22 protein-coding genes are annotated in these 25,350 nt (G+C 67.9%); 8 read left to right on the forward strand and 14 right to left on the reverse strand.

Going from position 1 to position 25,350, the window contains the following annotated elements; translation table 11 throughout:
• Window positions 1-13: 13 nt before the first annotated feature.
• Together aceF and lpdA are read left to right on the forward strand one after the other, a co-directional pair.
• Complete coding sequence (gene aceF / locus AC3QL2_RS03150; RefSeq protein WP_493233932.1) at window positions 14-1,690, forward strand: dihydrolipoyllysine-residue acetyltransferase; 1,677 nt, start codon at window positions 14-16, stop codon at window positions 1,688-1,690.
• A 10-nt stretch (window positions 1,691-1,700) separates the two neighbouring features.
• Window positions 1,701-3,482 carry a dihydrolipoyl dehydrogenase gene (lpdA, locus tag AC3QL2_RS03155; RefSeq protein ID WP_493233934.1) on the forward strand — a complete coding sequence of 594 codons (1,782 nt, stop codon included), beginning with the start codon at window positions 1,701-1,703 and terminating at the stop codon, window positions 3,480-3,482.
• A gap of 182 nt (window positions 3,483-3,664) precedes the next feature.
• Here the strand turns inward: lpdA and AC3QL2_RS03160 are convergent, their stop codons facing one another.
• Window positions 3,665-4,678, reverse strand: a complete 1,014-nt coding sequence (locus AC3QL2_RS03160) for a dihydroorotate dehydrogenase-like protein (protein WP_493233936.1) — start codon at window positions 4,676-4,678, stop codon at window positions 3,665-3,667.
• A 15-nt stretch (window positions 4,679-4,693) separates the two neighbouring features.
• Window positions 4,694-8,266: a pyruvate:ferredoxin (flavodoxin) oxidoreductase gene (gene nifJ / locus AC3QL2_RS03165; RefSeq protein WP_493233938.1), complete on the reverse strand. Its 3,573-nt coding sequence runs from the start codon at window positions 8,264-8,266 to the stop codon at window positions 4,694-4,696.
• Between the two features lie 465 nt (window positions 8,267-8,731).
• Between nifJ and AC3QL2_RS03170 the strand changes: the two genes are divergently transcribed.
• Entirely contained in the window at window positions 8,732-9,631 is a 900-nt protein-coding gene (locus AC3QL2_RS03170) for a DMT family transporter (protein ID WP_493233940.1), read from the forward strand.
• Window positions 9,632-9,656: 25 nt separating this feature from the next.
• Here the strand turns inward: AC3QL2_RS03170 and AC3QL2_RS03175 are convergent, their stop codons facing one another.
• The 8 genes from AC3QL2_RS03175 to AC3QL2_RS03210 form a co-directional block, all read right to left on the reverse strand.
• A complete protein-coding gene (locus tag AC3QL2_RS03175; RefSeq protein WP_493233942.1) occupies window positions 9,657-10,160 on the reverse strand; it encodes a GNAT family N-acetyltransferase in 504 nt (167 codons plus the stop codon).
• Window positions 10,161-10,310: 150 nt separating this feature from the next.
• On the reverse strand, window positions 10,311-11,288 hold the full coding sequence (locus AC3QL2_RS03180) for a TerC family protein (RefSeq protein WP_493233944.1): 978 nt from the start codon (window positions 11,286-11,288) through the stop codon (window positions 10,311-10,313).
• 317 nt (window positions 11,289-11,605) lie between these two features.
• Window positions 11,606-12,130 carry a hypothetical protein gene (locus AC3QL2_RS03185; RefSeq protein ID WP_493233946.1) on the reverse strand — a complete coding sequence of 175 codons (525 nt, stop codon included), beginning with the start codon at window positions 12,128-12,130 and terminating at the stop codon, window positions 11,606-11,608.
• A gap of 72 nt (window positions 12,131-12,202) precedes the next feature.
• Window positions 12,203-12,586 (reverse strand): hypothetical protein, encoded by a 384-nt coding sequence (locus tag AC3QL2_RS03190; RefSeq protein ID WP_493233948.1) that lies wholly within the window; start codon window positions 12,584-12,586, stop codon window positions 12,203-12,205.
• Between the two features lie 9 nt (window positions 12,587-12,595).
• Window positions 12,596-13,369, reverse strand: a complete 774-nt coding sequence (locus tag AC3QL2_RS03195; protein ID WP_493233950.1) for a competence/damage-inducible protein A — start codon at window positions 13,367-13,369, stop codon at window positions 12,596-12,598.
• Window positions 13,370-14,113 (reverse strand): EI24 domain-containing protein, encoded by a 744-nt coding sequence (locus tag AC3QL2_RS03200; protein ID WP_493233952.1) that lies wholly within the window; start codon window positions 14,111-14,113, stop codon window positions 13,370-13,372.
• A 101-nt stretch (window positions 14,114-14,214) separates the two neighbouring features.
• Entirely contained in the window at window positions 14,215-14,937 is a 723-nt protein-coding gene (locus tag AC3QL2_RS03205) for an N-acetylmuramoyl-L-alanine amidase family protein (protein WP_493233954.1), read from the reverse strand.
• Window positions 14,934-15,800: a TraB/GumN family protein gene (locus AC3QL2_RS03210; RefSeq protein WP_493233955.1), complete on the reverse strand. Its 867-nt coding sequence runs from the start codon at window positions 15,798-15,800 to the stop codon at window positions 14,934-14,936. Before AC3QL2_RS03210 ends, AC3QL2_RS03205 begins: the two co-directional genes overlap by 4 nt.
• 83 nt (window positions 15,801-15,883) lie before the next feature.
• On the opposite strand from AC3QL2_RS03210, the gene miaA reads away from it, so the two are divergent.
• The 3 genes from miaA to AC3QL2_RS03225 all read left to right on the forward strand — a co-directional run bounded on the left by miaA (window position 15,884) and on the right by AC3QL2_RS03225 (window position 17,859).
• Window positions 15,884-16,837 carry a tRNA (adenosine(37)-N6)-dimethylallyltransferase MiaA gene (miaA, locus tag AC3QL2_RS03215; RefSeq protein ID WP_493233957.1) on the forward strand — a complete coding sequence of 318 codons (954 nt, stop codon included), beginning with the start codon at window positions 15,884-15,886 and terminating at the stop codon, window positions 16,835-16,837.
• Between the two features lie 61 nt (window positions 16,838-16,898).
• Window positions 16,899-17,288: a hypothetical protein gene (locus AC3QL2_RS03220; protein ID WP_493233958.1), complete on the forward strand. Its 390-nt coding sequence runs from the start codon at window positions 16,899-16,901 to the stop codon at window positions 17,286-17,288.
• 31 nt (window positions 17,289-17,319) lie between these two features.
• Entirely contained in the window at window positions 17,320-17,859 is a 540-nt protein-coding gene (locus AC3QL2_RS03225; protein ID WP_493233960.1) for a cupin domain-containing protein, read from the forward strand.
• Between the two features lie 60 nt (window positions 17,860-17,919).
• Here AC3QL2_RS03225 and AC3QL2_RS03230 read toward each other — a convergent pair whose 3' ends face one another.
• Window positions 17,920-18,714 (reverse strand): EF-hand domain-containing protein, encoded by a 795-nt coding sequence (locus AC3QL2_RS03230; RefSeq protein WP_493233961.1) that lies wholly within the window; start codon window positions 18,712-18,714, stop codon window positions 17,920-17,922.
• 370 nt (window positions 18,715-19,084) lie between these two features.
• Entirely contained in the window at window positions 19,085-20,587 is a 1,503-nt protein-coding gene (locus AC3QL2_RS03235; RefSeq protein WP_493233963.1) for an FMN-binding glutamate synthase family protein, read from the reverse strand.
• A gap of 55 nt (window positions 20,588-20,642) precedes the next feature.
• Between AC3QL2_RS03235 and nadC the strand changes: the two genes are divergently transcribed.
• On the forward strand, window positions 20,643-21,491 hold the full coding sequence (gene nadC, locus AC3QL2_RS03240) for a carboxylating nicotinate-nucleotide diphosphorylase (protein WP_493233965.1): 849 nt from the start codon (window positions 20,643-20,645) through the stop codon (window positions 21,489-21,491).
• Between the two features lie 66 nt (window positions 21,492-21,557).
• Window positions 21,558-22,454: a hypothetical protein gene (locus tag AC3QL2_RS03245; protein ID WP_493233967.1), complete on the forward strand. Its 897-nt coding sequence runs from the start codon at window positions 21,558-21,560 to the stop codon at window positions 22,452-22,454.
• Between the two features lie 10 nt (window positions 22,455-22,464).
• Here AC3QL2_RS03245 and AC3QL2_RS03250 read toward each other — a convergent pair whose 3' ends face one another.
• Entirely contained in the window at window positions 22,465-24,192 is a 1,728-nt protein-coding gene (locus tag AC3QL2_RS03250; RefSeq protein ID WP_493233969.1) for a diguanylate cyclase domain-containing protein, read from the reverse strand.
• A complete protein-coding gene (locus tag AC3QL2_RS03255; protein ID WP_493233971.1) occupies window positions 24,189-25,277 on the reverse strand; it encodes an extracellular solute-binding protein in 1,089 nt (362 codons plus the stop codon). The genes AC3QL2_RS03250 and AC3QL2_RS03255 overlap by 4 nt, the downstream gene beginning before the upstream one ends.
• Between the last annotated feature and the right edge of the window lie 73 nt (window positions 25,278-25,350).

Here is a 25,350-nt window from a genome sequence, read left to right on the forward strand (position 1 = left end):
GAGGAGTACAAACATGAGCCAACTCATCGAAGTCAAAGTCCCCGACATCGGCGATTTCTCCGACGTGCCGGTGATCGAACTGTTCGTCAAGGTCGGTGACACCATCAAGGTGGACGACGCCATCGCCACGCTGGAATCCGACAAGGCCACGATGGACGTCCCGTCCTCCGCCGCCGGCGTCGTCAAGGAAGTGCTGGTCAGCCTCGGCGACCGCGTCTCCGAAGGCGCCGTGCTGATCAAGATCGAAGCCGCCGGCGCTGCGGCGGCGGTGGCTGCTCCGGCCCCTGCTGCAGCGGCCCCGGCTCCGGCGCCCGCTCCTGCCGCGGCGCCCGCCGCCGCCGCTCCGGCTGCCGCGCCGGCCGCCGGTGGTGGCGTGGTCGAGGTGAAGGTGCCGGACATCGGCGACTTCTCCGACGTGCCCGTCATCGAGCTGTTCGTGAAGGTCGGCGACAGCATCAAGGCTGAAGACGCCATCGCCACGCTGGAATCCGACAAGGCCACGATGGACGTGCCTTCCTCCGCCACCGGCGTGGTGAAGGAAGTGCTGGTCCAGCTCGGCAGCCGGGTCTCCGAAGGCGCCGTGCTGATCAAGGTCGAAACCGGTGCCGGCACAGCCGCTCCGGCTCCGTCCCCTGCCGCCGTCGCCGCAGCGGCAACTCCGGCCGCTGCCCTGCTGGTGGACGGCGCCCCGGCGCTGGCCGCTCCGGTCGCCGCCGCGGCCGCCATTGCCGCCGCCGCCCCGTCCGCCGTCAAGCTCGGCGGCAAGGTGCACGCCAGCCCGTCCGTACGTGCCTTCGCCCGCGAACTGGGCGTCGATCTGGCCCAGGTCAAGGCCACCGGCCCGAAGAACCGCATCCTGCAGGCCGACGTCACCACCTTCGTGAAGGGCGCCATGAGCACCGGCGTCGTCCCGGGCAAGGCCGTCGCCGCCGCTGCCGTCGGCAGCCTGGGTGGCGGGCTCGACCTGCTGCCGTGGCCGAAGGTCGATTTCGCCAAGTTCGGCGAAGTCGAGGTCAAGCCGCTGTCGCGCATCAAGAAGATCTCCGGCCAGAACCTCGCCCGCAACTGGGCGATGATCCCGGCCGTGACCTATCACGAAGATGCCGACATCACCGACCTGGAAGCCTTCCGCGTCCTGATGAACAAGGAGTACGAGAAGTCCGGCAAGAAGCTGACCATGCTCGCCTTCATCATCAAGGCATCGGTCCGCGCGCTGCAGGAGTTCCCCGAGTTCAACACCTCGCTCGACGGCGACAACCTGGTCTACAAGAAGTACTTCAACATCGCCTTCGCAGCCGACACCCCCAACGGCCTGGTCGTGCCGGTGGTGAAGGACGCCGACAAGAAGAGCGTGTTCGACATCGCCGCCGAAACCGGTTCGCTGGCCAAGCTGGCCCGTGACGGCAAGCTGAAGCCGGCCGACATGTCCGGTGCCTGCTTCACCATCTCCAGCCTTGGCGGCATCGGCGGCACCTACTTCGCGCCGATCGTCAATGCGCCGGAAGTGGCCATCCTGGGTGTCAACAAGTCGGTGATGAAGCCGGTGTGGGACGGCAAGCAGTTCGTGCCGCGCCTGACCCTGCCGATGTCCCTGACCGCCGACCACCGCGTGATCGACGGCGCCCTGGCGACCCGCTTCAACGTGTACCTCGCCCAACTGCTGGCCGACTTCCGTCGGGTCATGCTCTAAGGAGACCGCCATGAGCCTCGTAGAAGTCAAGGTTCCGGACATCGGCGATTTCTCCGACGTCCCGGTCATCGAGCTGTTCGTGAAGGTTGGCGACACCATCAAGGTGGACGACGCCATCGCCACGCTCGAATCCGACAAGGCCACGATGGACGTGCCGTCCTCCGCCGCCGGCGTGATCAAGGAAGTCCGCGTCGCCCTGGGTGACCGGGTCGGCGAAGGCAAGGTGCTGATCGTCGTCGAAGCCGACGGCGCTGGCGCCAGCCCGGCTCCTGCAGCCGCCGCTGCACCGGCTCCGGCCGCTGCGCCCGCCGCGGCAGCGGTGGCCGCTCCGGCTGCCGCCAGCCACGCCGGAGCGGCCGACGTCGAATACGACATGGTCGTCCTCGGCGCCGGTCCCGGCGGCTACTCGGCCGCCTTCCGCGCCGCCGACCTGGGCCTCAAGACCGCCATCATCGAGCGCTACGCCACCCTCGGTGGCGTGTGCCTGAACGTCGGCTGCATCCCGTCCAAGGCCCTGCTGCACGTGGCGGCGGTGATCGAGGAGGCCGAGCACGCCTCCGTCGCCGGCGTCAGCTTCGCCAAGCCCTCCGTCGATGTGGACGCCCTGCGCGCCCACAAGGACAAGGTCGTCGGCAAGCTCACCGGTGGCCTGGCCGGCATGGCCAAGGGCCGCAAGGTGGATGTGATCCGCGGCTACGGCAGCTTCCTCGACCCGAACCACATCGAAGTCGAGGAAACCACCGGCGACGCCCAGGACAAGACCGGCGCCAAGAAGGTCGTGAAGTTCAAGCAGTGCATCATCGCCGCCGGTTCCGCCGCGGTGCACCTGCCCTTCATCCCCCGCGACCCGCGCATCGTCGACTCCACCGGCGCGCTGGAACTGCGCTTCGTGCCGAAGAAGATGCTGGTCATCGGCGGCGGCATCATCGGTCTGGAAATGGCCACCGTCTATTCGACCCTCGGCGCCCGCGTCGACGTGGTGGAAATGATGGACGGCCTGATGCAGGGCCCGGACCGCGATGCCGTCAAGGTATGGGAGAAGCAGAACGCCAGCCGCTTCGACAAGATCATGCTGAAGACCAAGACGGTCGCCGTGGATGCCAAGGAAGACGGCCTCTACGTGACCTTCGAGGGCGAAGGCGTATCTCCGGAGCCGGTCAAGTACGACATGATCCTGCAGTCCGCCGGCCGTGCCCCCAATGGCAAGAAGATCGGCGCCGACAAGGCCGGCGTGATCGTCACCGACCGCGGCTTCATCCCGGTGGATGCGCAGATGCGCACCAACGTGCCGAACATCTTCGCCATCGGCGACGTCGTCGGCCAGCCCATGCTCGCCCACAAGGCGGTGCATGAAGCCCACGTGGCGGCGGAAGTCGCAGCCGGCCACAAGGCCGCCTTCGACGCCACCGTGATCCCGGGCGTGGCCTACACCCATCCGGAAGTGGCATGGGTCGGCTACACCGAAGCCCAGGCCAAGGCCGAAGGCAAGAAGGTCGAAACCGCCAAGTTCCCGTGGGCCGCCAGCGGCCGCGCGATCGCCAACGGTGCCGACTACGGCTTCACCAAGCTGATCTTCGACGCGGAGACCCACCGGGTCATCGGCGGCACCATCGTCGGCCCGTCGGCCGGCGACATGATCGGCGAAGTGTGCCTGGCCATCGAGATGGGTGCCGACGCCGTGGATATCGGCAAGACCATCCACCCGCACCCGACCCTTGGCGAAACCGTCGGCATGGCCGCGGAAGTCGCCCACGGCAGCTGCACCGACGTGCCGCCTGCCCGTAAGAAGTAAAAAACGTACCGATCCCTGTTGCAGCGTTGTTTTGGCGGCCTTTTGGCCGCCATTTTTTTGCCCGTTCTCCCCGCCGCTCCACCGCCCGAGATCGGCGACAGATACCGCACCAGCCCGGCATCACGCTCCCGAGCGGTGCTACGCCCCCGGCACGCTAGCCCTGACCGTAGCCGCAACGCCGCTCAACGCCACACGCCCCCACGCGGCGTGAAGCTGTCCAGCACCTTGATGTAGCTGCGCCGCGCCACCGCGTCCGGATCGCGCAGGTTGGACTGGCACATGCTGCCTTTGAGCTGCGCGATGGAGTGGTATTCCCGCTCGACCATCCAGGCTTCGATATCCTGCAGGATCTGGCGCAGGCGCTCGGGGCCGTGGTTCAGCAGGCAGGACGCCAGATGCACCACGTCGGCGCCGGCCAGCAGCAGCTTGAGCGCCTCGTCGGCGCTGTGCACACCGCCGGTAGCCGCCAGCGTCATCCGCGTCTGGGCCCGCAGGATGGCGATCCAGCGGATGCGTAGCAGCGCTTCCTCGCGGCCGGACAGATGCAGTTGATCGACGATGCGCAGACTGTCCAGGTCGATGTCCGGCTGGAAGAAACGGTTGAACAGCGCCACGCCACTCGCCCCGACCAGCTCCAGCCGCCGCACGAAATGCGGCAGTGACGAGAAGAACGGCGGCAACTTCATCACCACCGGAATCGTCACGATGCTGCGCAGTTCGGCCAGCAGGGCCACGTAGCGGGCCTCGACGGAATCGCCGCTCTCCGCCGGATCCGCCGCCACGTGATAGACGTTGAGCTCCAGCGCATCGGCACCGGCCTCCTGCAGGGCCAGGCCGAGATCCACCCAGCCGGACGGCGTCACCCCGTTGAGGCTGGCGACGACCGGGATGGACAAGCGCTGCTTGACCGTCCGCAGGTGCTCCAGATAACGCTCCAGCGCGCCCTGAAACTGGCCGTGGTCGGGCAGGAAGCCGGACGATTCGCCGTCATGGAAATCCGCGTGCAGCAGGAAGCGGTCGGTCATCGCGTCCTCGGCGAGGATCTCCTCCTCGAAGAGGGAATGCAGCACCACCGCCGCGGCACCGGCGTCCTCCAGGCGCAGCAGGGAATCGAGTTGCTTCGCCAGCGGCGAGGCGGACGGCACCAGCGGGTTCTTCAGCGTGAGGCCAAGGTATTCGGTCGTCAGGTCGAGCATCGCAAATCTCCGTCGTCAGGCACCCGTCTTAGGGGCATCCGCATGCCCTTCGGCCAGCGCCTTGTATGTCTGGAAGCGTCGGTCGGCTTCCTTCTGGGCCTCCGCCAGCAGACGCTCGGCCGCTTCCGGATGGCTGCGGGCAAGCATCGCAAAGCGGGTTTCGCTATCCATGAAGGCCTTGATCGGCTGGCTCGGCGGCGCCGAGTCGAGCTTGAAGGGGTTGGCGCCGGCCTCCTCCAGCCGCGGGTCGTAACGGAACAGCGGCCAGTGGCCGGACTTCACCGCCATGTCCTGCTGATGCTGGTTGTAGAGCAGGTCCACGCCATGGGCGATGCACGGGCTGTAGGCGACGATCAGCGACGGGCCAGCATAGGACTCGGCCTCGTGGAAGGCCCGCAGCGTGTGCACGTCCTTCGCGCCGTAGGCCACCGTCGCCACGTACACGTGGCCGTAATCGGAAGCCAGCCGGGCCAGGTCCTTCTTGGCGGTCGCCTTGCCACCGGCAGAGAACTTGGCCACTGCACCAACCGGCGTCGCCTTGGAGGTCTGGCCGCCGGTGTTGGAATAAACCTCGGTGTCGAGGACCAGCACGTTCACGTCGTAGTTCAGCGCCAGCACGTGGTCGAGGCCGCCATAACCGATGTCGTAGGCCCAGCCGTCACCGCCGATGATCCACACCGAGCGGCGGATCAGCCATTCGGCGAGGGAAGCCAGCTCCTTCGCGCGTGGATGGGCGCTGCCCGCCAGTGCTTGGCGCAGCTGGGCGACCCGCTCCCGCTGGGCACGCAGGCCGACCTCCTGGCGCTGATCGGCGGACACCAGCGCTTCCGCCAGATCGCCGCCGATGATTGACGCCAGCTCTTTCACCAGGCTCTGCGCGTAGCCCATCAGCTGGTCCGATGCCAGGCGCATGCCGAGACCGAACTCGGCGTTGTCCTCGAACAGGGAATTGGACCAGGCCGGCCCACGCCCGGCGCCATTCACGGTGTAAGGCGTGGTCGGCAGGTTGGCGCCGTAGATCGACGAGCAGCCGGTGGCATTGGCCACCAGCATGCGGTCGCCGAACAGCTGGGTAGCGAGGCGGATGTAGGGCGTCTCGCCGCAGCCGGCGCAGGCGCCGGAGAACTCGAACAGCGGATCGAGCAGCATCGCGCCGGGGATGGTGGCCTGCTTGAGCTGGCTGCGGTCGAATTCCGGCAGCTTCAGGAAGAAATCGAAGTTGGCCCGCTCCTGCTCGCGCAGTGGCGCCTGGGTTGCCATGTTCACCGCCAGCCGGCTGACATTGGACTTGTCGTGGATCGGGCAGGCTTCGACGCAATCGCCGCAGCCGGTGCAATCCTCCGGCGCCACCTGGTAGCTGATGTGGGTGCCAGCGGGGAAGTCTTTGCTCTTGGCCGGCACATGCTTGAACGTCGGCGGCGCATCGACAGCCACCTCGACCGGGAAGGCCCGGGCGCGGATCGCCGCGTGCGGGCAGACGAACACGCACTTGCCGCACTGGGTGCACAGGTCCGGCTCCCACACCGGGATTTCCAGCGCGATGTTGCGCTTCTCGAACTGTGCGGTGCCGCTCGGGAAAGTGCCGTCCGCCGGCATCGCCGACACCGGCAGGCGATTGCCCTCACCGCGGTAGATCGGCAGCGTGATGTCGCGCACGAAGTCGGGCACGGCCGCGGTCATCGCCGGCCGACTCGTGTCGCCGTCGCCATGCAGGCCGACGAAGGGCACTTCGTGCAGATTGGCCAAAGTCACGTCGATGGCCTTGTGGTTGAGGTCGGCCAGGCGCCGGCTCTTGCGGCCGTAGGTCTTGTCCACCGCTTTTTTGATCGCCGGGATGGCCTGCTCCCGCGCCAGGATGCCGGAGATGGCGAAGAAGCAGGTTTGCATGATGGTGTTGATGCGCCGCCCCATGCCACTTTCCTGGGCCACCCGGTAGGCGTCGATCACCCACAGGCGCAGGCCGCGGGCAAGAATGCCGGCACGCATCGCCGCCGGCAGGCTGGACCACACCGCGTCCGCCGGCTCCGGCGTGTTGAGCAGGAAGACGCCACCCGGCGCCGCGTGGGCGAGCAGGTCGTAGCGCTCCACGAAGACCGTCTGGTGGCAGGCCACGAAGCCCGCCATGCCCGCCTCCACCAAGTAGCTGGAGCGGATCGCCGCCGGCCCGAAGCGCAGGTGCGACACCGTCACCGCACCGGACTTTTTCGAGTCGTAGACGAAATAGCCCTGGGCCTGCAGCTTGGTGGCCTCGCCGACGATCTTGATCGAGTTCTTGTTGGCCGACACCGTGCCATCCGCGCCCAGGCCCCAGAACACCGCATGCTGCAGGCGGCGGGACGCGTCGGTGCGGAAATCCGCGTCCCACGGCAGCGACAGGTGCGTGAGGTCGTCCACGATGCCGACGGTGAAGCGACGCTTCGGCGCTGTCGCAGCCAGCTCATCGAACACCGCCTTGGCCATGCCCGGCGTGAACTCTTTGCTGGCCAAGCCATAGCGGCCGCCGATCACCCGCGGCATCGGGCGCAGGCCGTCGGCCGCGGCTTCCGCGCAGGCGGTCATCACGTCCTTGAACAGGGGTTCGCCGTCAGAACCGGGTTCCTTGCAGCGGTCCAGCACGGCGATGGCCTTCACGCTGGCAGGCAAGGCTTCCAGCAATGCCGCCGCCGGAAACGGCCGGTACAGGCGCAGCTTGAGCACGCCGACCTTCTCGCCGCGGGCCAGCAGGTGCTCGACGGTCTCTTCGGCGGTCTCCGCAGCCGATCCCATCACCACCACCACCCTTTCCGCATCGGGCGCGCCGACGTAGTCACACAGGCTGTAGCGCCGGCCGGTCAGCCCGGCAAAACGGTCCATCGCGTCCTGCACAAGGCCGGAGAAGGCGTCGTAATAGGGATTGGCCCGCTCGCGGGACTGGAAGAACACGTCCGGGTTCTGCGCCGTACCGCGGATCACCGGATGCTCCGGCGACAGCGCACGGGCCCGGTGGGCGGCCACCAAGCTGTCATCGATCATCGCCCGCACCGCGTCCGGCTCGACGGCGACGATCTTGGCAACCTCGTGGGAAGTACGGAAGCCGTCGAAGAAATGGATCACTGGGATGCGCCCGGCGAGGGTCGCCGCCTGGGCGATCAGCGCCATGTCCTGGGCCTCCTGAACCGAGTTGCTGGCCAGCAGCGCGCAACCGGTGGCACGGCAGGCCATCACGTCGGAGTGGTCGCCGAAGATCGACAGCGCGTGGGTCGCCACCGCCCGCGCCGCCACATGCAGCACGAAGGGCGTCAGCTCACCGGCCATCTTGTAGAGGTTGGGGATGAACAGCAGCAGGCCCTGGCTGGCGGTGAAGCTGGTGCCCAGCGCGCCGGAGGTCAGCGCTCCGTGCAGCGCGCCGGCCGCACCGCCTTCCGACTGCATCTCGATGATCTTCGGCACCACGCCCCACAGGTTGGGCTTGCCCTGGGCCGCCCATTCGTCGGCCCATTCGCCCATGCTGGAGGACGGAGTAATCGGGTAGATGGCGATCACCTCGCTGCCGAGATAGGCCATCCGTGCGGCGGCTTCGTTGCCGTCGAGGTTGAGACAGGTGCTCATGACGACTCCCTGCGGGGAAACGGCGCCCTCCGACAGCCCACAACGGGCCGGCACAAGACGCGACGCAGCAATGGAGGGAATCATAAGTCCGCCCGCCTGGCGCCCCCTTTGACATGGCGCAAAGGAGGATTCGACAGGCCCGGCGCAGCAGCGCTGCCGCCAGCCCCCCACCTTGGCCGGACACCATCAGGCTTCGGCAACCGAACATGCAAGGCGCATTCATGCTTGACGCGCCCGGCAGATCGCCAGCATCATGGGCCCATGAACTTCCCGAAGACTTTCCCGACCATTTGCATCCGCCGTCGCGCACTGCGCGCATGGCGCGTTGCCGCTTGTCCGGGGCCGGGATCGGGGTAGTTCGCAGCAGCACTCACCGACATCACCAGGGGCCGCGGATCATCAGACCGCGGCCCTTTTCTTTGCCCCTCCGGGATTCATCCCCCCCCCTGCCACGAAAGGTGCGCCATGCCGGTTTCCCTCGCCTACCTCGCCATCATCCTGATCTGGTCCACCACCCCACTCGCCATCCGCTGGAGCACCGAAGGCGCCGGTTTCGCCTTCTCCGCGCTGGCCCGCATGCTGATCGGGGCGCTGGTGGCCGCGGCGATCCTGCGCGTCGGGCGAATCGGACTGCCACTCCATGCCCGCGCGCGCCGGGCTTACCTGATCGGTGGCGTCGGCCTATTCGGCATCATGGCGCTGACCTACTGGGGCGCGCGCTACGTGAGCTCCGGGCTGATCTCCGTGATGTTCGGACTCTCGCCGCTGATGGCCGGCCTGCTGGCCGCCTGTTGGCTCGGGGAGCGTTCCCTGACGCCGACGAGATTGGGCGGCACGCTGCTCGGCGCAGGCGGGCTAGTGCTGATCTTCATGCCAGACGGTGCGGCCAGCGGAGCCAACACCGCGGCCGGCCTCATCGCCCTGCTGGTGGCGGTGTTCATCTCATCGCTAAGCCTGGTCGCACTGAAACAGATCGGCGACGACAGCCCGCCGCTGGCCACCACATTCGGCTCCCTGGCGGTGTCGCTGCCGCTGTTCGGGCTGTTATGGCTGACCGACGGCGCGGCGCTGCCCGCCACGTTGCCCTCGCGCACGGCGGCGGCCATCGGCTACCTGGGCGTCTTCGGATCGGTGATCGGCTTCGCGCTGTACTACTACGTGATCAAGCATCTGGAAGCCTCGAAAGTCGCGCTGATCACGCTGATCACGCCGGTGATGGCGCTGGTGCTCGGGCATTTGCTCAACCGCGAGGAGATCGGCACGCAGGTCATGGCCGGCACGGGCATGATCCTGCTCGGCCTCGTCGTCCACGAGAGCGGCACCTGGCGGCCCGCCCTCGGACGGCTGCGCGGCGCCCGCGGCTGAACGGCCCCACGCGGACCGGCGCGGCTCAGACCGCGTCGAAGGCGGCGTGGTACTGGACAGTGCCGGCCAGCCCGGCCAGGTGGCCCGGCTGCAGTTCGACGATCAGGTAGGCCTCGTCCGGCACATCATGCGCAAAGCGGATGCCGTGGCGGGAAGCCGGCACGAAGCCGAAACGCGGGTAATAGGCCGGATGACCCAGCACCACCACGGCGCCGGCGCCCGCCTCGCGGGCCTGGCGCAGGCCTTCGACGACCAGTGCCGAGCCGACGCCGCTACGCTGGTAGTCCGGGCGTACCGCCATCGGCGCCAACGCCATCAGGCGCGCGCGCGGATGGCCGGGCAGATGGACCGGGGTAAGCAGGATGTGGCCGGCGATGACGCCCTTGTCGTCGGCCACCAGCGACACATAGGGGAAGATATGCCCGCGCAGGGCATCCACCAGATCCGCCTCGGCCGGGCTTTCGAAGGCGGCGAGGTTCACCTCGCGGACGGCGGCCACGTCGGCCGGGGTTTCGTTGCGGATCCGCACGCGGCAAGTTCTCCAGGCAATCGGGCAAGCCCGGCAGGATGCACGTCCTGCCGGGCGGCGTCCACCCTCTCAAGGAAACGTCGAGCCGCCCCAAGTTTCCTTCTCCCCCACGGGGGGCGGGCCGGGCGCAGCCAGGCCCTGGGGGCACACTCACCTCTCAGCCTGCACCGCCTCCAGGCGCTCCTTTCGCAGGGACAGCCACACGGACGTGCCGATCAGCGCGGCCACCACGCCGAGGGACATCCCCACCGGCACATGCACCAGGTCCACCAGCAGCATCTTGCCGCCGATGAAGACCAGCACCGCGGCCAGGCCGAACTTGAGCAGCGAGAAGCGCTGGGCGAAGTCGGCGAGCAGGAAGTACATCGCGCGCAGGCCGAGGATCGCGAAAATGTTGGAGGTCAGCACGATGAAAGGGTCGGTGGTGATCGCGAAGATCGCCGGGATCGAATCCACCGCGAAGATCACGTCGGACGCCTCCACCAGCACGAGCGCCAGGAACAGCGGCGTCGCATAGCGGACCATGCGGCCGCCCTCCTCCCGCTGCACGAAGAAGCGCTGGCCATGGAACTCGGAGCTGATCTTCATGTGGCCACGCAGCCAGCGCACCACCGGGTTCCGGTTGAGGTCTGTTTCATGTTCGGCGCTGACGAACATCTTCACACCGGTCAGCAGCAGGAAGGCGCCGAACACATAGAGCAGCCAGCTGAACTGGGCAATCAGCCAGGCGCCGGCGAAGATCATCAGCGTACGCAGCACGATCGCACCAACCACGCCGAACAGCAGCACCCGTTTCTGCAGCGCCGGCGGCACCGCGAAGAAGGAGAACAGCATCAGCCACACGAACACGTTGTCGACGGCCAGCGCTTTCTCGATCAGGTAGCCGGTGACGAACTCCAGCGCCCGCGCGTTGGCCACCTCGCGCCCGGCCGTGCCGTCCAGATACCACCATAGGGCGCCGGCAAACAGCAACGCGACGCTGACCCACACCACCGACCACAGGCCGGCCTCCTTCAGGGACACCTTGTGTTCCTTGCCGCCGCCGACCACCAGCAGGTCGATAGCCAGCATCACCAGCACAACGGCCGCGAAGCCCGCCCACATCCACCAGGTACCAATGCTTTCCATGTGAAATCTCCCAAAACGGAACCAAACAAAAAGGCCTTTCGTCCAGCGATGACGAAAGGCCAATGAGCTTGGTCCGGCGGGGGAGCCGGTTTTGCCGAAAGACACTTTGCCATCGCGGCAAAGGTCTTGCTCACAGTCGCCCTTGATTCTCGAACGACTGCCCGGTAGCCGGGAGATCAGCCGCGGCGCCGTGCATGGCACGGCGGGTTCGCACGGCATTCTCCGTCTTGACGGCCCACCGACGTGGAGCTACTCCCCTTTGGGACAATCGAAATATAGAGGCCACTCCGGCAGAACGCAAGGGCTGACCCGCGGACTCAGCTCTCGTCGGGCAGCATGCCGAGGAACTGGGCCTCGATGGTGTCGATGTGGGCAACACCCATTTCGGCGGCGATCTCGCGGCACAGCTCGAAGGCGTCGAGCAGGTCGGCCCGCGTGGTGCAGTTGCGCAGGCGTTCGCGCACCGGCAGATCGGCCTGACGCAGGCTTTGCTCCATCGCATTGAGCAGGTACAGGCGCGCCAGCGCCAGGGAACGGCGGCGGCCGGGCTGGGGTTCGGGCCGTGTGAGGGGCCCCTGCAGGCGCGCCGCCGGCTGCACCGAAGCCCTGCTGGCTGGCGGCAAGCCTCCGTCCAGCGGGGCGATCAGCCCCAGCTCGCGCAGCTCAGCCAGCGCCTCGCGGATGTTGCCCAAGGCGGCTGCCGAAGCGCACAGCTGGCCAACGCTATTGCGGCCATCCACCAGGATCAGCACGGTCCGCAGACGGTTCGGCACCCGACGGCTGCGGTTCGCGATCTCCGCCAATCCCTCCGCCGTCTTCTCCAGAATCCATTCTTCATTCATTGCGCATACCCTCGCCTGCAACCACATCGGCGCCGAGCATACGGTATGAAGACTTCAGCCTTGTGACATCCGTCACAGCTGCCCGGGCTGGCGCCGGCTCCGCCCTCGATGGCGGAAACTCGCCGGCGCGTGGGCGAAGATGACCGAGAAGACCAGCACACCCCAGAACAAGGCCGGCCGCCGGGCCTCATCGATGAGAAACCAGCCGAGCAGCCCGAACTTGACGAGCAGGGACAAGCCTGCCGGCTCCGCCAGCCAGCGCGGGTTGGACCACGCATCGAGAGCCGCCATGGCCACACCGGACAGCACGAGCAGCACGGGGAAATGCGAATCCGCCACGCCTCCGCCGACCAGGCCGGCACCAACGCCGACCACGCCGGCGAGGTGCGCTGCGCGCAGCGCCACACCCAGCCAGCGCCGACCCGGAAAATCCCGATAGCGGGACGGAGCGCTCACAGGCTCACCTCAGTCCGCCGTCGGCGGCTCCCAGCTGTAACCGCGCCGCGCCAGCTCAGCGGTGATCAAGGCCATCGCCTCGTCGACGCGGGCGGTCGGCCCCTTCATGCCCAGTTCGATATGGCGCCGACCGCCCTCCCCGCCGACACTGGGCAGGCTGAACAGGGTCGCATCGGGAAAGTCCGTGGTGATGCGCTCCATCAGGTCGATCAGCTTTCCCTCCATCGCGTCCCACACGATTACCGAGCGTTCCACGTAGTCGGCCTGGTGGTACAGGTGCTTGAAGCGCGTGTCGAGCACCCATTCGACCATCGGCCAGGCCATGATCGGAAAGCCCGGCACGAAGAAGTGGTTGCGGATCGAGAAGCCGGGAATCTGGTTGTAGGGATTCGGCACGATGTCGCTGCCTTGCGGATAGACGCCCATCTGCAGGCGCTGCGGCGTGGTCTCGTCGCCGAAGCGGGCGCGGATCTCGGCCTCGGCCTGCGGGTGCAGGGCCAGCGGCAAACCGAGGGCTTCGGCGGCCGCCTGGCGGGTGTGGTCGTCCGGCGTGGCGCCGATACCGCCGAAGCTGAACACGATGTCGCCGCTGGCGAAGCTCTCCTTCAGGGTCTGGACCAGGCGCGGGCGCTCGTCGCCCACGTAGCGCACCGAGGCCAGGCGCAGGCCGCGGGCCTTGAGGAGCTCCAGCACCTTGGCCAGGTGCTTGTCTTCCCGGCGGCCGGACAGGATTTCATCACCGATGATGATGGCGCCGAAAGCCGGCTGGGCTGCTTGAGTCATTCACTGCACCTCGATGATGTTCTCGTTCTGCCGCGTCACACGTAGCGCCGACAGCAGGTAATGGACGAAGGCCAGCCCCGCCAGGGCCGGCGCAAACAGGTTGAGGACCGGCACGTGGGCCATCACCGCTCCCACCAGGCCGACGCCGAACAGGCCGCTGGCCTCGCGGCGCGGCAGATCCTTCATCTCGAACTTGTCGGCGTGGGCCATCAACGCATCGTAGCGGAAGGCCCGCTGGTTGAGCCACGCGGTCAGCAGCAGGGAGATCAGCAGCCCGACGCCGGGGATCAGCCACAGGGGCAGGCTGAGGATCAGCAGCACGAGGAACTGCAGCACCGAGGTCAGCGCGTTCCACACGCTGCCGATCTGGCTGCCACCGGCCCGCCGGGCCACGTCGGCGTAATCGACCGCGGCCACTTTCTCGGTCATCAGCGGCAGGGCCACCGCCGCCACCAGCGTGGCGGCCGTCACGTAGATGATCGGCAGCGCAAGCAGCACCAGGCCCAGCTTGAACATGAACAAGGCCACCAGCAGCGCCGTTTCCGAGTCGGCCAGCCAGGGACCGACCAGCGGCAGGTGGGTGATCAGGTCAGTGCCGACGGCCACGATGCTGCCCCAACTGAGGATCAGCGCGGTGGTCCACAGGGCTGCCGCGGCGAGCGTCGGCCACAGCAGATGCCACAGCACACCCGGCCGGCCAAGGCTGCGCAGCGCGGAGAAATAGGACAACAGGACGGATTTCATGCTTTCGGGACTATCCTTTCAATGTTGGGTACGGGCATCACGGTGGCTACTCTGATGGATCGCCGCAATGGCCGATGGGTTCCGCAACGCAGCATCAAGGTCTAGCGGCGCCCGTCGCCCGCCGTCACGCCACACTCCCGCAGGCCGCGCGCCACCGCCTCCGCCGTCAGGGCCCGCCGCGCGGCGCCGGCCAGCTGGCGCTCCTCTTCGCGATTGACGATGACGCCAGCCTCCAGCAGCACCGCCGGCACGGTCGCGGCCCTCAGCACCGCCAGATTGTCGTAGTAATACACGCCCTGCGTCTCGTCGGCCCATTCGAGCCCCAGGCCGGGCGCCAGTGCGGCATGGTGGGTCGCAACCGGCAGGCCGGCGTCGCGCAGGGCCGCGCCGATGGCGCGGGCGCAGGCCAGGCTCCGCTCCAGGCGCGGGTTGAGGCGCGACACGTACAGCGAGAAACCGGCGAAGCCATCCGCATGACGCAGCGCTTGGCCCTTCCACTCCCACGCTTCCAGCTGGCTCTCCTGCACCGAATCATGATGGACCGACAGGAAGAACCCCGCTCCGGCCGCCTCCGCCTGGCGCGGCCGTTCCCGCAACTCGGCCATCTCACCACGCCAGCCGATCAGCCGCACCGGCACGCCCTCCACCGCCAGCCGCCCCGCCAGCACCGCGGCGAGGGACTGGTTGTATTCGAATTCGGTGATCCCATAGGCGCTGGTCGCCCCTGGACGCTCCAGGTAGTGGCCGACATCCACCGCCACCGGCACCGCCTCCGCCACGCCGGCCAGCGCAGCCAACAGCAACGCCGCGAGCCGACGCGTCACTCCTCGCTCACCTGGCGGGCTCGGAAGCCCTTGTCGGCCAGCATCGCCAGCAAGCCCTTCGGTCCACCGAAATGCCCGGCGCCGACGGCGATGAAGGGGCGCTTGCCATTCCGCAGGCGGGCCACGATGGACTCGGCCATCTCCCGGTTACGGCTGTCGAGCAGCTCGACGAGCATCGGTGTCATCGCTTCGACGCTGGCTTCCTCGCGCAGCATGCGGTCCACCCCCACGCTGTCGCCGCGCCGCCAGGCTGTCAGCAGGCGGCGGAAATAGGGCTCGGCCTCATCCCTTTCGATCAGGCCAAGCGTTTCGGCCAGGCTGGCCACCTGGGCGGCGTCGCCGCCGGCCCCCATCGCCGCCACCTGCCGCTCGACGGTCTCCAGCGCCCACACGGACTGGCCGCGGGCCCGCGCGCTGCGGGCCAGCCACAGGTCGACGCCCTGGTTGGTCCCCAGACCGGCCCGCTGGGCCGACTGCAGCGTCAGCAGCGCGCCGACCATCCAGGGCTGCAGGCGCTGCATGGCGTCCGCTGGCAGCCCGAAGCGGGTCAGCACACGGGCCAGGCGGACCCGCAGGGCGGGCGGCAGCATGTCGTCGAGGCGCCGCCCGGCGGGCAACAGGCTGGCCTGCAGCAAACGCGGCGACAGCGCCGGATCCTCCGGATCCAGTTCCAGCCCGAGGCTGTCCGCCTCCGCCAGCGCCGCCCGGACCCGCCCCGGCAGCGGAAAACAGCCCGCGTCGCAGACGTGGATCGTGCCGTACAGCCAGGCCCGCGGCCGGCCCTGTTCGTCGCTGAGTTCCCACAGATACAGCGGCCCCTTCGCCACCGCACTGCCGGTAAGCACCAGAAGGCCCAGCAGCAACCAGGCCTGCCTCCACCACCTCATCCCCATCCTCACGCCCACATCCCACCCGCTACAATGCGCGTCCACAGAAAAGGCGCATCATGCCCCAAACACAGCCTCTCCCGCCCGCCATCCTGCTGATGGGCCCCACCGCCAGCGGCAAGACCGCCTGCGCGCTGTCCCTCGCCCAGCGGCTACCGGTGGAAATCGTCAGTGTCGATTCGGCCTTGGTATACCGTGACATGGACATCGGCACCGCCAAGCCCAGCCGGGACGAGCAGGCCATCTGCCCGCACCACCTGATCGACATCGTCAGCCCCGAGGAAACCTATTCCGCCGCCCGCTTCTGCGAAGACGCGCGCCGCCTGATGAACGAGATCACCGCCCGCGGCCGCATCCCGCTGCTGGTCGGCGGCACCATGCTGTACTACAAGGCGCTGCGCGAAGGCCTGTCGGACCTGCCGGAGGCCGATGCCGAACTGCGCCGCGAGATCGAGGACGCCGCCGCCCGCGACGGCTGGCCGGCCCTGCACGCCGAACTGGCCCGGCTGGATCCGGACGCCGCCGCCCGCCTCGAACCCAATGACGCGCAGCGCATCCAGCGCGCGCTGGAGATCGTCCGCCTCACCGGCCAGCCGCTGGCCGCCAGCTACGCCCGCCGGGAAGAGCAGACCGACAGCCACCGCTACATCCCCCTCGCGCTAACGCCCGGCGACCGGGCGGTGCTGCACGCCCGCATCGCCCGCCGCTTCGACACCATGCTGCTGGCCGGCTTCATCGATGAAGTCGTCGCGCTGCGCAAGCAGTACCAGCTCGACCCGAATCTGCCGTCGATGCGCTGCGTCGGCTACCGCCAGGCGCTTGAATACCTCGACGGCTACATCGACCTGCCGACGATGCGCGACAAGGGCATCTTCGCCACCCGCCAGCTCGCCAAGCGGCAGATCACCTGGCAGCGCAACTTCCGCGAGAACTGGGGCGACCTGGTGGAAATCGACTGCCTCGCCGACGACCTGGCAACGCAGGTGTGCACACGCGTCGAACAGGCCTTGTGAGCACGGCCCGCTTGCCCGGATACTGAACGGCAGGTATCGACTCTCCGCCAGGAATCCCGCCATGCCCTTCCTGCATATCCGCTCCCAGCCCTTCCCCGATGCACGGGACACCGGGCCGCTGCTCGACGCGATCCGCCTCGATCTGGCCCACGCCGCCGGCCTGGCGCCGGAGCAGGTCTCCGTGAGCTGGACCTTCCTGGCCGAACAGCACCCGGCCGTCGCCGGGCTGGCAATGGCGCTGATGTCCGGCAACGCCCAGCCTGTGCTGGCCGAACTGCGGGTGACGGAAGACGGCATCGGCGCCGTCCGCGCGGATGCGCTGCTGAAGGCGGCCGTCGCCGGCATCGCGCGCCATGCGGGGATCCCGGAAGACCAGATCTTCGTCGCCTACCGTCCGACCACGGCGGACAGCGATACCGAATTCGATACCAGATCGATAAGCCGCTGGTAAGCTGCGGCGTCCTTACGAGTGGATTCCGCCGATGCGTAGAACCCTGCAGCCCTTGTATGCCGTGCTGGCCTTGGCCGTGGCCGTCACCTGCACCACAGCCCATGCCGAGCGCGGACCCGACACCCCTGAAGACATCCCGCCGGTCGAAGCCCCCGCCGAAGACGCCGTGATACCGACGGCCCCCGCTGAACCGCCCGGACCCACGGCCCAGGCGATCATCCCGGCGCAAGCCACCTGGATCACCCCACCCAATCTGCCCGAACTGCGCGCCGCCTGGCTGATCGGCACCGAAACGGCCCCCGGCCCCTACGCGCTACGCCTGCGCCTGGCCCAGGGCGGGCGCATCGGCGTGCATGTGCATCCGGACGACCGGATCACGACGGTGCTGTCCGGCACCCTGTACGTAGGTTTTGGCACCATCTTCGACGAAACGCGGGTCCAGCCCATCCCGGCCGGCGCGGTTTACCTGGCCCCCGCCGATCAGCCCCATTACGTGTGGGCGCGGGACGGCGACGTGGAATACCAGGAAAGCGGCTTCGCCCCGACGGCGACCAATTTCGACGTGCATTGAAGCTAGATCTGTCTGTAGCCGCCCCGGGAAACCCCGGGTGGCCACAGACAGACATCGTCATCAGGCGGTGACGGTGATCGAAGGAGTGCTGCTGTCGCTCGTGCTGCCATTGTTCGAACCATAGGTGCGCATCAGATCCATCAGGCGGTGCATCATCCGGCCATCGTGGTGGCTGGACACGGAGCTCGACGCGGTAGCGGACGCCGAATCGGTAGAAGACGTCGCCGTCGCGCTCGCCGAGGCGGAGGCCGTGGTGCTCTGGGACTGCTCGTACGCCATCGCCTCCTGCAGCGTCACCTTGCCGTCGCCGTCGGTATCGGCCTTGTCGAAGTTATTGACGACATCGGAGATCACGCCGGAACGCTGGCTGTCCGTCGAGCCGATGGCCTGCAACTGGCTGGTGAGTTGATCCTTGGTGAAACCGGTGTCGTTCTGAACGCCACCGTCCCCATCGCCATCCCTGTGGTGACCATGGCCCGCACCCTGCATGCGGCTGCTGAAAGCCTGGCTGTCGAGGGCATCGGCGAGCTTCTGCAAGCCGCTCGAGAACTCGCTCTCCGTCACCTGCCCGTTGCCGTCGCTGTCCAGCGCCGAGAAGAGCTGGGTGGCGTCCGTCGAGGCTTGGCTCGATGCCGACGAGGACGCAGACGAATCCGTCGCGGTACTGGAGGCTGAAGACGACGCGGACGAATAGACCTGGTTAAAGGCCGACTCCAGATCGCTTTCCTGGATGTAGCCCTGGCCCTTGGTGTCGAGTTTGGAGAACAGCTTGCTTGCCAGCTCGGCCGGATCGGGGCGCGTTCGCGTCGTGTATGCCGAAACGGAGCTGTAGTTACTGCCTACGCTGCTGACCATGGTGCATTCCTTTCCGTAAGTGACCGGGAAAAGCCGAGACGCTTTCCGGGCCCGCCTCCGCGAACTGCGGACCAGGCTCTGCTCTCTAGCAACTTAACGGCCGGAATGCCCCTGCCTGACCGACACAAGCGGTTAAGACGGGTAAAGTTGGGTTAAGCCAAACACCCTGAAACAGCACATTCCCGCGGCTTTGGCACGGGATCGGAAGCACCACGACGGCCTGCCGCGGCCCGGCGGAAAAAACTGCCGGCGGGATCCACCAGCCACTGCCGCAAAGGGCAGCATGTCCCGCCAGCCTCTCGACCCATTTTGGGGAAAATCCCGCCCACCGGCAAAAGTCGCCCACCCGGCCGGCAAACCGGCGGGCGCTTCAGTAATGGCCCCGCCCTTCGCAGCCCGGCTCGGGGTAGGGATAAAGCATATTGAAGGCCTCGCTGCGGCCATCCGGCTGCACCAGGCGCACGTGCTCACGGCGGAATTCCCGGGCCTGCCGGAGGCCGCAGGCGTGGGCGATCATATCGATCTCCCGGTTCATGTTGCGGGCGTAGTTAGCGACCCGCAGGTATTTCTCCTCCACCACCAGCCCGCGCTGCAGCTTGGCGTTGTGCGTCGTGATGCCGGTCGGGCAGGTGTTCTGGTGGCAGCGCATGGCCTGCACGCAGCCCAGCGAGAACATGAAACCCCGCGCAGTGTTCACGAAGTCCGCCCCACAGGCCAGCGCCCACGCAGCCCGCGCCGAGGTGACCAGCTTGCCGGAGGCGATCACGCGGACCCGTTCGCGCAGGTCGAACTCGATCAGCGTATCCACCACCCGCGGCAGCGCCTCGTCGATGGACAAGGCCATGTGGTCGGCCAGCGCCTGCGGCGCCGCGCCCGAACCGCCCTCGCCGCCATCCACGGTGATGAAATCCGGCGCGTCCTGCGGCCCGCGCCGCACGATGGCCTCGCACAACTCATGCATGAAGCGCCGCCCGCCGATGGCCGTCTTGATGCCGGTCGGCTTGCCGGTCACGCTGCGCACGCGCACGACCATGTCCAGCAGCTCATTGACGTTGGCCACGTCCCGGTGGCGGTTGGGGCTGATCGAATCCACGCCCACCGGAATACCGCGGATCGCCGCGATCTCCGGCGTCACCTTGGCGGCCGGCAGCACGCCGCCCTTGCCCGGCTTGGCGCCCTGGGACAACTTGATCTCGAAGGCCCGCACCGTCTCGTGGGCAGCCAGCTCGCGCAGGCGCGCGTCGGACAGGTGGCCGTCGGCGTCGCGCACCCCGTACTTGGCGGTGCCGATCTGCACGATGATGTCCGCCCCGCCCTCCAGGTGGGCCGGCGCCAACCCGCCCTCGCCGGTGTCGATCCAGCAGCCGGCCTCCGCCGCGCCCCGCGACAAGGCCTGCACCGCCGGCTTCGACAGCGCGCCGTAGCTCATGCCGCTGATGTTGACGATGGAGCGCGCGGTGAAGGGCTTGGCCGCGTAACCTACCCCGATGGTCAGCGACGCGGTGGGCTCCTGCTCGTCCTCCAGCACCGGGAAGCCGGCGTTCACGAAGATCAGCGCCCCCGGGTGACGCATGTCGTAGGTGGAGCCGAAACCGATCACCCCGCCCTCGTTCTTGGCGAGGCGATACACCCAGCCGCGGGTGGCCCGGTTGAAGGGCATCTCCTCCCGGTCACCGAGGAAGAAGTACTGCCGGAAATACTCGCCGAGCTGCTCGAAGAAGTAACGCAAGTGCCCAACCAGCGGGTAGTTGCGCAGAATCGCGTGCTTCTTCTGGGTGATGTCCTGCACATACCAGTAGGTCGTACCGCCCACCAGTATCAAGGCGATCAAGACGCCCAGGCTGACCTCCAGCACCCCCATCATCGTCCCCATGCCGCGCTCCCCCCAAGTGTTAGAATTCGGGCCGATACATCTTAGGTGAACCCCGATGGAATTTGCAGAACAGCTTCGCGTTGAAGTCCAGCGCTCCGTGGCGGCCTCCCTGGCCGAAGACATCGGCACCGGCGACCTCACCGCCCGCCTCATCCCCACCAACCGCACCGCCCGCGGCCGCGTGATCACCCGCGAAGACGCCGTGCTGTGCGGTACCGCGTGGTTCGACGCCGCCTTCACCGCGCTGGAGCCCGACGCCTCGGTGATCTGGCACGCCCGCGACGGCGAGCGCATCAAGCCCGGCCAGCTGCTGTGCGAAGTGGATGCCAGCGCCCGCGCGCTGCTCACCGCCGAGCGCACCGCGCTGAACTTCGTCCAGCTGCTGTCCGGCACCGCAACCCTCACGTCCATCTTCGTGCAGGCCGTGGCCGGCACCCAGGCCAAGATCGTCGACACCCGCAAGACCCTGCCCGGCCTGCGCCTGGCGCAGAAGTACGCGGTCAAGGTCGGCGGCGGCACCAATCATCGCGTCGGCCTCTACGACGGCATCCTGATCAAGGAAAACCACATCATCGCCGCCGGCAGCATCAAGGCCGTGATCGAGCAGGCCCGCGCCATCGCCCCGTCCAACGTGTTCATCGAAGTCGAAGTCGAGAACCTGGTCCAGCTCGAGGAAGCCCTCACCGCCGGCGCCAAGATGATCCTCCTCGACAACATGAGCCTCGACGAGATGCGCGACGCGGTCGGCATCAACAAGGGCCGCGCCGAGCTGGAAGCCTCTGGTGGCGTCAACCTCGAGCGCGTGCGCGCCATCGCCGAAACCGGCGTGGACCGCATCTCCATCGGCAGCCTGACCAAGGACGTGCGCGCCATCGACCTGTCCCTGCGCCACGTCGAGGAATAAGCTGCAATCCACGCGGGCCCGGCCGGATGCCGGGCCTTTTTCATTTCAGGAATCGTGTCTCCGACCATGAACATCGAATTCGACGGTCCCGTCTCCACCGCCAACGCGAACACCCTGCGCCAGGTCATCGAAGCCCTGCTGGAACGCATCCAGGACCGGGACGAGGAGCTCGACCTGTCCAGCCTGTCGCGCATCCGCGTCGTCGACGACCTGCCCGCCGCCGAGCAGCACTTCGGCGCCGCGCCGGTCGCCGATGAGCACCTGTCGCGCCTCGTCGCCGACGAGGGCAAGCTGGCCCTGCTCTTCGATGGCAGCAAGCTGTGGCAGATCCTGTCCAGCGATGGCGCCGAGATCGCGCGACTGATCCACCACCTGCACAAGGAATGCTGGCGCCTGCACGATGCCCAGGCCACCCCGGAGGCCGCATCCGACGCGCCACTGGCCAGGGCACTGGCGCCCATCGTCAGCGCCATGTGGCAGGAATACCGCATCAACCGGCGCAGCGCCTGGTCGGTGCCCGCCGACGCCGACCTGCTGCTGAACCACCTAGCCGCGCTACTGCAGGCCCTGCCGGACGGCATGCAGGAGGAAATCACCCTGTACTTCGCCGATCAGGACCTGGACAGCCTGTTCGCCAAGAGCATGGGCCGCATCGCCCACCTGATGCAGGCCGTCGCCCACGTGCAGGGCTATCTCGACGGCCTCGGCCAACCGCTGTCCGCCATCAGCGCCGAGATGCACGAGCTGGTGTCCAAGTCCTTCCTGTCACCGATCTGGGCCACCACCGCCCAGCACCTGGCCGCCGGCCACGCCATCGGCCCCGGCGAACTGGCAGACATCCCGCTGCGCCGCGACGTGCAGGCCGCCTTTGCCAGCTTCGGCTTGCAGATCCGCGAGACCGACGACGGCAGCGACGTATGGGTGGACGTGCAACCGCTGGCCAAGCCCGAAACCCTGCACTGAGCCGCCCGGCTCAGGAGGCTTCCGCGAAGCAGGCCCGCTGGCGGCCTCCGCTCTTGGCCCGGTACATGGCCTTGTCGGCCATGGCGATCAGCTCCGTGGCGCCGGTCGCGTCGTAAGGGTAACGGGACACGCCGATGCTGCCGCCGGATTGCAGCGCCTGGTCCTTGTGCATGACCGGCTGGGCCAAGGCCTCCAGCGCCTTCCCGGCCACGTGGGCAATGGCTTCGGGATCGTCGGCGCCGTCGAGCAGAATGATGAACTCGTCGCCACCCAGGCGGGCCACCGTGTCGCTGGCCCGCACCAGCTGCAGCAGGCGCACGGCAGCGGCGCACAGCACCGCATCCCCGGCCGCATGGCCGAGGCTGTCGTTGATGGTCTTGAAGTTGTCCAGGTCGATGAACAGCAGCGCCAGGTGCCCGTCGTTGCGCCGCGCATGGGCCAGGGCCTGGTCGAGACGGTCGAGGAACAGGCGTCGGTTCGGCAGGCCGGTCAGGCTGTCATGGCTGGCCAGTCGGTCCAGCGCCCGCTGCTTGTCTTCCAGGCTGTCGAACTGGGCGCGGATCTGCTGCTGCATGTCCTCGATACTGCGCGCCAGCACGCCGATCTCGTCCTGCCGCCGGCTCGGCAACTGCGGCCACACCACACCGGGCACGAAGCCGCGCACAGCCTGCACGATCTGATGCAGCGGCCGGGTCAGCGCCCGCGCCAGCATGAAAGCCAGCAGCACCGCCAATGCACTGAAGCCCAGCACGACGCGCAAGGTCGCCGCGCCCAGGCGATCACTCTGTTCGATCACCGCGGCGAGGGGCTGGGAGAGCCCGAGCACGAATTCGTCCTCGCTGTGCAGCGTCGTGAAATGCTGGCGCACGAAGGCCGCCACCACGGCCGCCTGCCCGGCCGAGCGGGAGGTGGTGACCAGCTGCCCGGACGAGCCGTCCTTGTCGGCCAGCAGGGCCTCGGTAGCGGGGAACTGGTCCTGCACGCGGGCGCGCTGCCCGCGATCGAACGCGAAGGCCTGCCCGGGATCGGGATGGATCAGGAAATCGCCGCTACCGTTGCTCAGGTACAGCTGCAGGCCGGCCGGCAGGTCGGCGGCCAGCTGGGCGAACAAGCCGTTCAGGTCCACGTTGATCACCACCAGGCCGAGGACCGGCCCGTCCGGCCTTTCGCGGATCGGGGCGGCCACCTGCAGGGACGGCTTGCCCTGCCCAGCATGGGCCCTGACCTCGTGATTGATCCCGGCGCGGGAAACGAACACGGCCCCCGGCGGCAGGCGCAGCGTCTCGAAGACATAAGGGAAATGCCCCTTCTCCTGCAGCTCGTCCCCTTCGATGCGCACCACGCCGTTGGCGTCCCGGTCGACACGGATCCGCTCCAGGCCGTGGTCGGCGGCATCGATGAGGCGCATCTGGAAATACTCCGGATGGGTCTCCAGCATGCGCTGGAAGAGCAGCGCCACGTTACGCTCGCTGGTCACCTGCAGGATCGGATCGGCGCGCCGCAGCAGGCGGGCGGCCTGGGGATGCTCGGCGATCAGGCGCACATCGCGGGCGGTGTTGTCGAGGCCGACCGCAAGCTGGCGCACCAGCACCCGTGTCGACGTGAGCAGGCGCTCCTCCGCCGCCGCCACCAGCATCGCGCGGCTTTCGGCATAGCCGTAATAGCCGGTCAGGCCCGCCGCCAGCACTCCGACGAGGGCCAGCGCGAGGCCCAGGCGCACCGCGATGCTCATCCTCATGGCGCCAGCACCCGCGCGGCCCGGTCACCCGAATGGATGCGCGCCCACAGGCGCTCGCGGCGGGGCACGTCTTCGACCGCGGCCAGCCAGATGATGCGGTCCGACGCATTCCGCGCGTCCGACTCAACCAGCGTGTTAGCCAGGCCCTGGCGGCTGACCAGCAAACCGCTGGCCGTATCGCCGAGCAGGTGGTCGATCCACGCATGAACCAGATCGACATCCCGCGCGCCACGGGTGATCGCCCAGCAATCCAGCCAGGCCAGCGCGCCTTCACGGGGGATGACGTAGCCCACGTCGGCCCCGGCGGCCCGCAGCATGTGCAGCTGCTGCAAACCGTAGTTGGCAAACATCAGCGCGACGCGGTGGCGCAGGAACAATTGCACCGACTCCTCGGGACGGTTATAGAAGCCGAGTACGTTGCGGCGCAGCTCGATGAGCTTGTCCACCGCCCGCTCCCATTGCCCGCCCTCCAGGCGAAACGGCGTCGGCAGGCCGAGGGCCTGTGCCGCCAGGGAGAAACTGTGCACACCGCCGCTGTAAGCCAGCACCCTGCCCTGGTAACGGGAATCCCACAAAGCCGTGATGGAGGTTGGCGCGTCGGTGAGTTGGCGGCGGTCGTAGATCAGCCCCATCGTCGAATACGTGTAGGGAATGCCGTAGGCCGCAGCCTGGCCCCCGCGGACATGCACCAGACCGGGGATCTCGGCCAGCTTGCGGAAACGCGGCAGCTGGCGGCGGGTGCCGGCGATCCGCGCCGGATCCACCGGCTGCACGAGGCCCGCCGCGATGTAGCGCTGCAGCTCGGCGGTATTGACTGCCATCACGTCGAAATCGCCGCCGCCGTTGGCGCTGACCTTCTGCCACAGGCTTTCGTCAGAATCGACGACGGTCAGCTCGACCTTCGCGCCGCTCTTCTTCTCGAAGCTGCGGACCACCTCCGCATCCGCGTAGCCCGGCCAGGCGAGTACGCGCAACACCCCGGCCGCGTGGGCGCTCCCCGCGAAAAGGCCGGACAGGGCTCCGGCCACCAGCATGAAAAACGGCGCCAGACGAATGGACAAGCCACGCAGACTCATGCCGGGCATGATACGCGTGGCCCCTTGCCCGAGGCTGGCACTGCTTCACTCCAATCCAGTGCCGGAACGCCCATTCCGGGGC

This window comes from Zoogloea sp. GW822-FHT05C07 (genome assembly GCF_058800215.1).

Coding starts and splice junctions, on each gene's coding strand:
- aceF (WP_493233932.1), top strand. CDS start 14: ATGAGCCAACTCATCGAAGTCAAAGTCCCCGACATCGGCGATTTCTCC.
- lpdA (WP_493233934.1), top strand. CDS start 1,701: ATGAGCCTCGTAGAAGTCAAGGTTCCGGACATCGGCGATTTCTCCGAC.
- AC3QL2_RS03160 (WP_493233936.1), bottom strand. CDS start 4,678: ATGCTCGACCTGACGACCGAATACCTTGGCCTCACGCTGAAGAACCCG.
- nifJ (WP_493233938.1), bottom strand. CDS start 8,266: ATGAGCACCTGTCTCAACCTCGACGGCAACGAAGCCGCCGCACGGATG.
- AC3QL2_RS03170 (WP_493233940.1), top strand. CDS start 8,732: ATGCCGGTTTCCCTCGCCTACCTCGCCATCATCCTGATCTGGTCCACC.
- AC3QL2_RS03180 (WP_493233944.1), bottom strand. CDS start 11,288: ATGGAAAGCATTGGTACCTGGTGGATGTGGGCGGGCTTCGCGGCCGTT.
- AC3QL2_RS03185 (WP_493233946.1), bottom strand. CDS start 12,130: ATGAATGAAGAATGGATTCTGGAGAAGACGGCGGAGGGATTGGCGGAG.
- AC3QL2_RS03195 (WP_493233950.1), bottom strand. CDS start 13,369: ATGACTCAAGCAGCCCAGCCGGCTTTCGGCGCCATCATCATCGGTGAT.
- AC3QL2_RS03200 (WP_493233952.1), bottom strand. CDS start 14,113: ATGAAATCCGTCCTGTTGTCCTATTTCTCCGCGCTGCGCAGCCTTGGC.
- miaA (WP_493233957.1), top strand. CDS start 15,884: ATGCCCCAAACACAGCCTCTCCCGCCCGCCATCCTGCTGATGGGCCCC.
- AC3QL2_RS03220 (WP_493233958.1), top strand. CDS start 16,899: ATGCCCTTCCTGCATATCCGCTCCCAGCCCTTCCCCGATGCACGGGAC.
- AC3QL2_RS03225 (WP_493233960.1), top strand. CDS start 17,320: ATGCGTAGAACCCTGCAGCCCTTGTATGCCGTGCTGGCCTTGGCCGTG.
- AC3QL2_RS03230 (WP_493233961.1), bottom strand. CDS start 18,714: ATGGTCAGCAGCGTAGGCAGTAACTACAGCTCCGTTTCGGCATACACG.
- AC3QL2_RS03235 (WP_493233963.1), bottom strand. CDS start 20,587: ATGGGGACGATGATGGGGGTGCTGGAGGTCAGCCTGGGCGTCTTGATC.
- nadC (WP_493233965.1), top strand. CDS start 20,643: ATGGAATTTGCAGAACAGCTTCGCGTTGAAGTCCAGCGCTCCGTGGCG.
- AC3QL2_RS03245 (WP_493233967.1), top strand. CDS start 21,558: ATGAACATCGAATTCGACGGTCCCGTCTCCACCGCCAACGCGAACACC.
- AC3QL2_RS03250 (WP_493233969.1), bottom strand. CDS start 24,192: ATGAGGATGAGCATCGCGGTGCGCCTGGGCCTCGCGCTGGCCCTCGTC.
- AC3QL2_RS03255 (WP_493233971.1), bottom strand. CDS start 25,277: ATGCCCGGCATGAGTCTGCGTGGCTTGTCCATTCGTCTGGCGCCGTTT.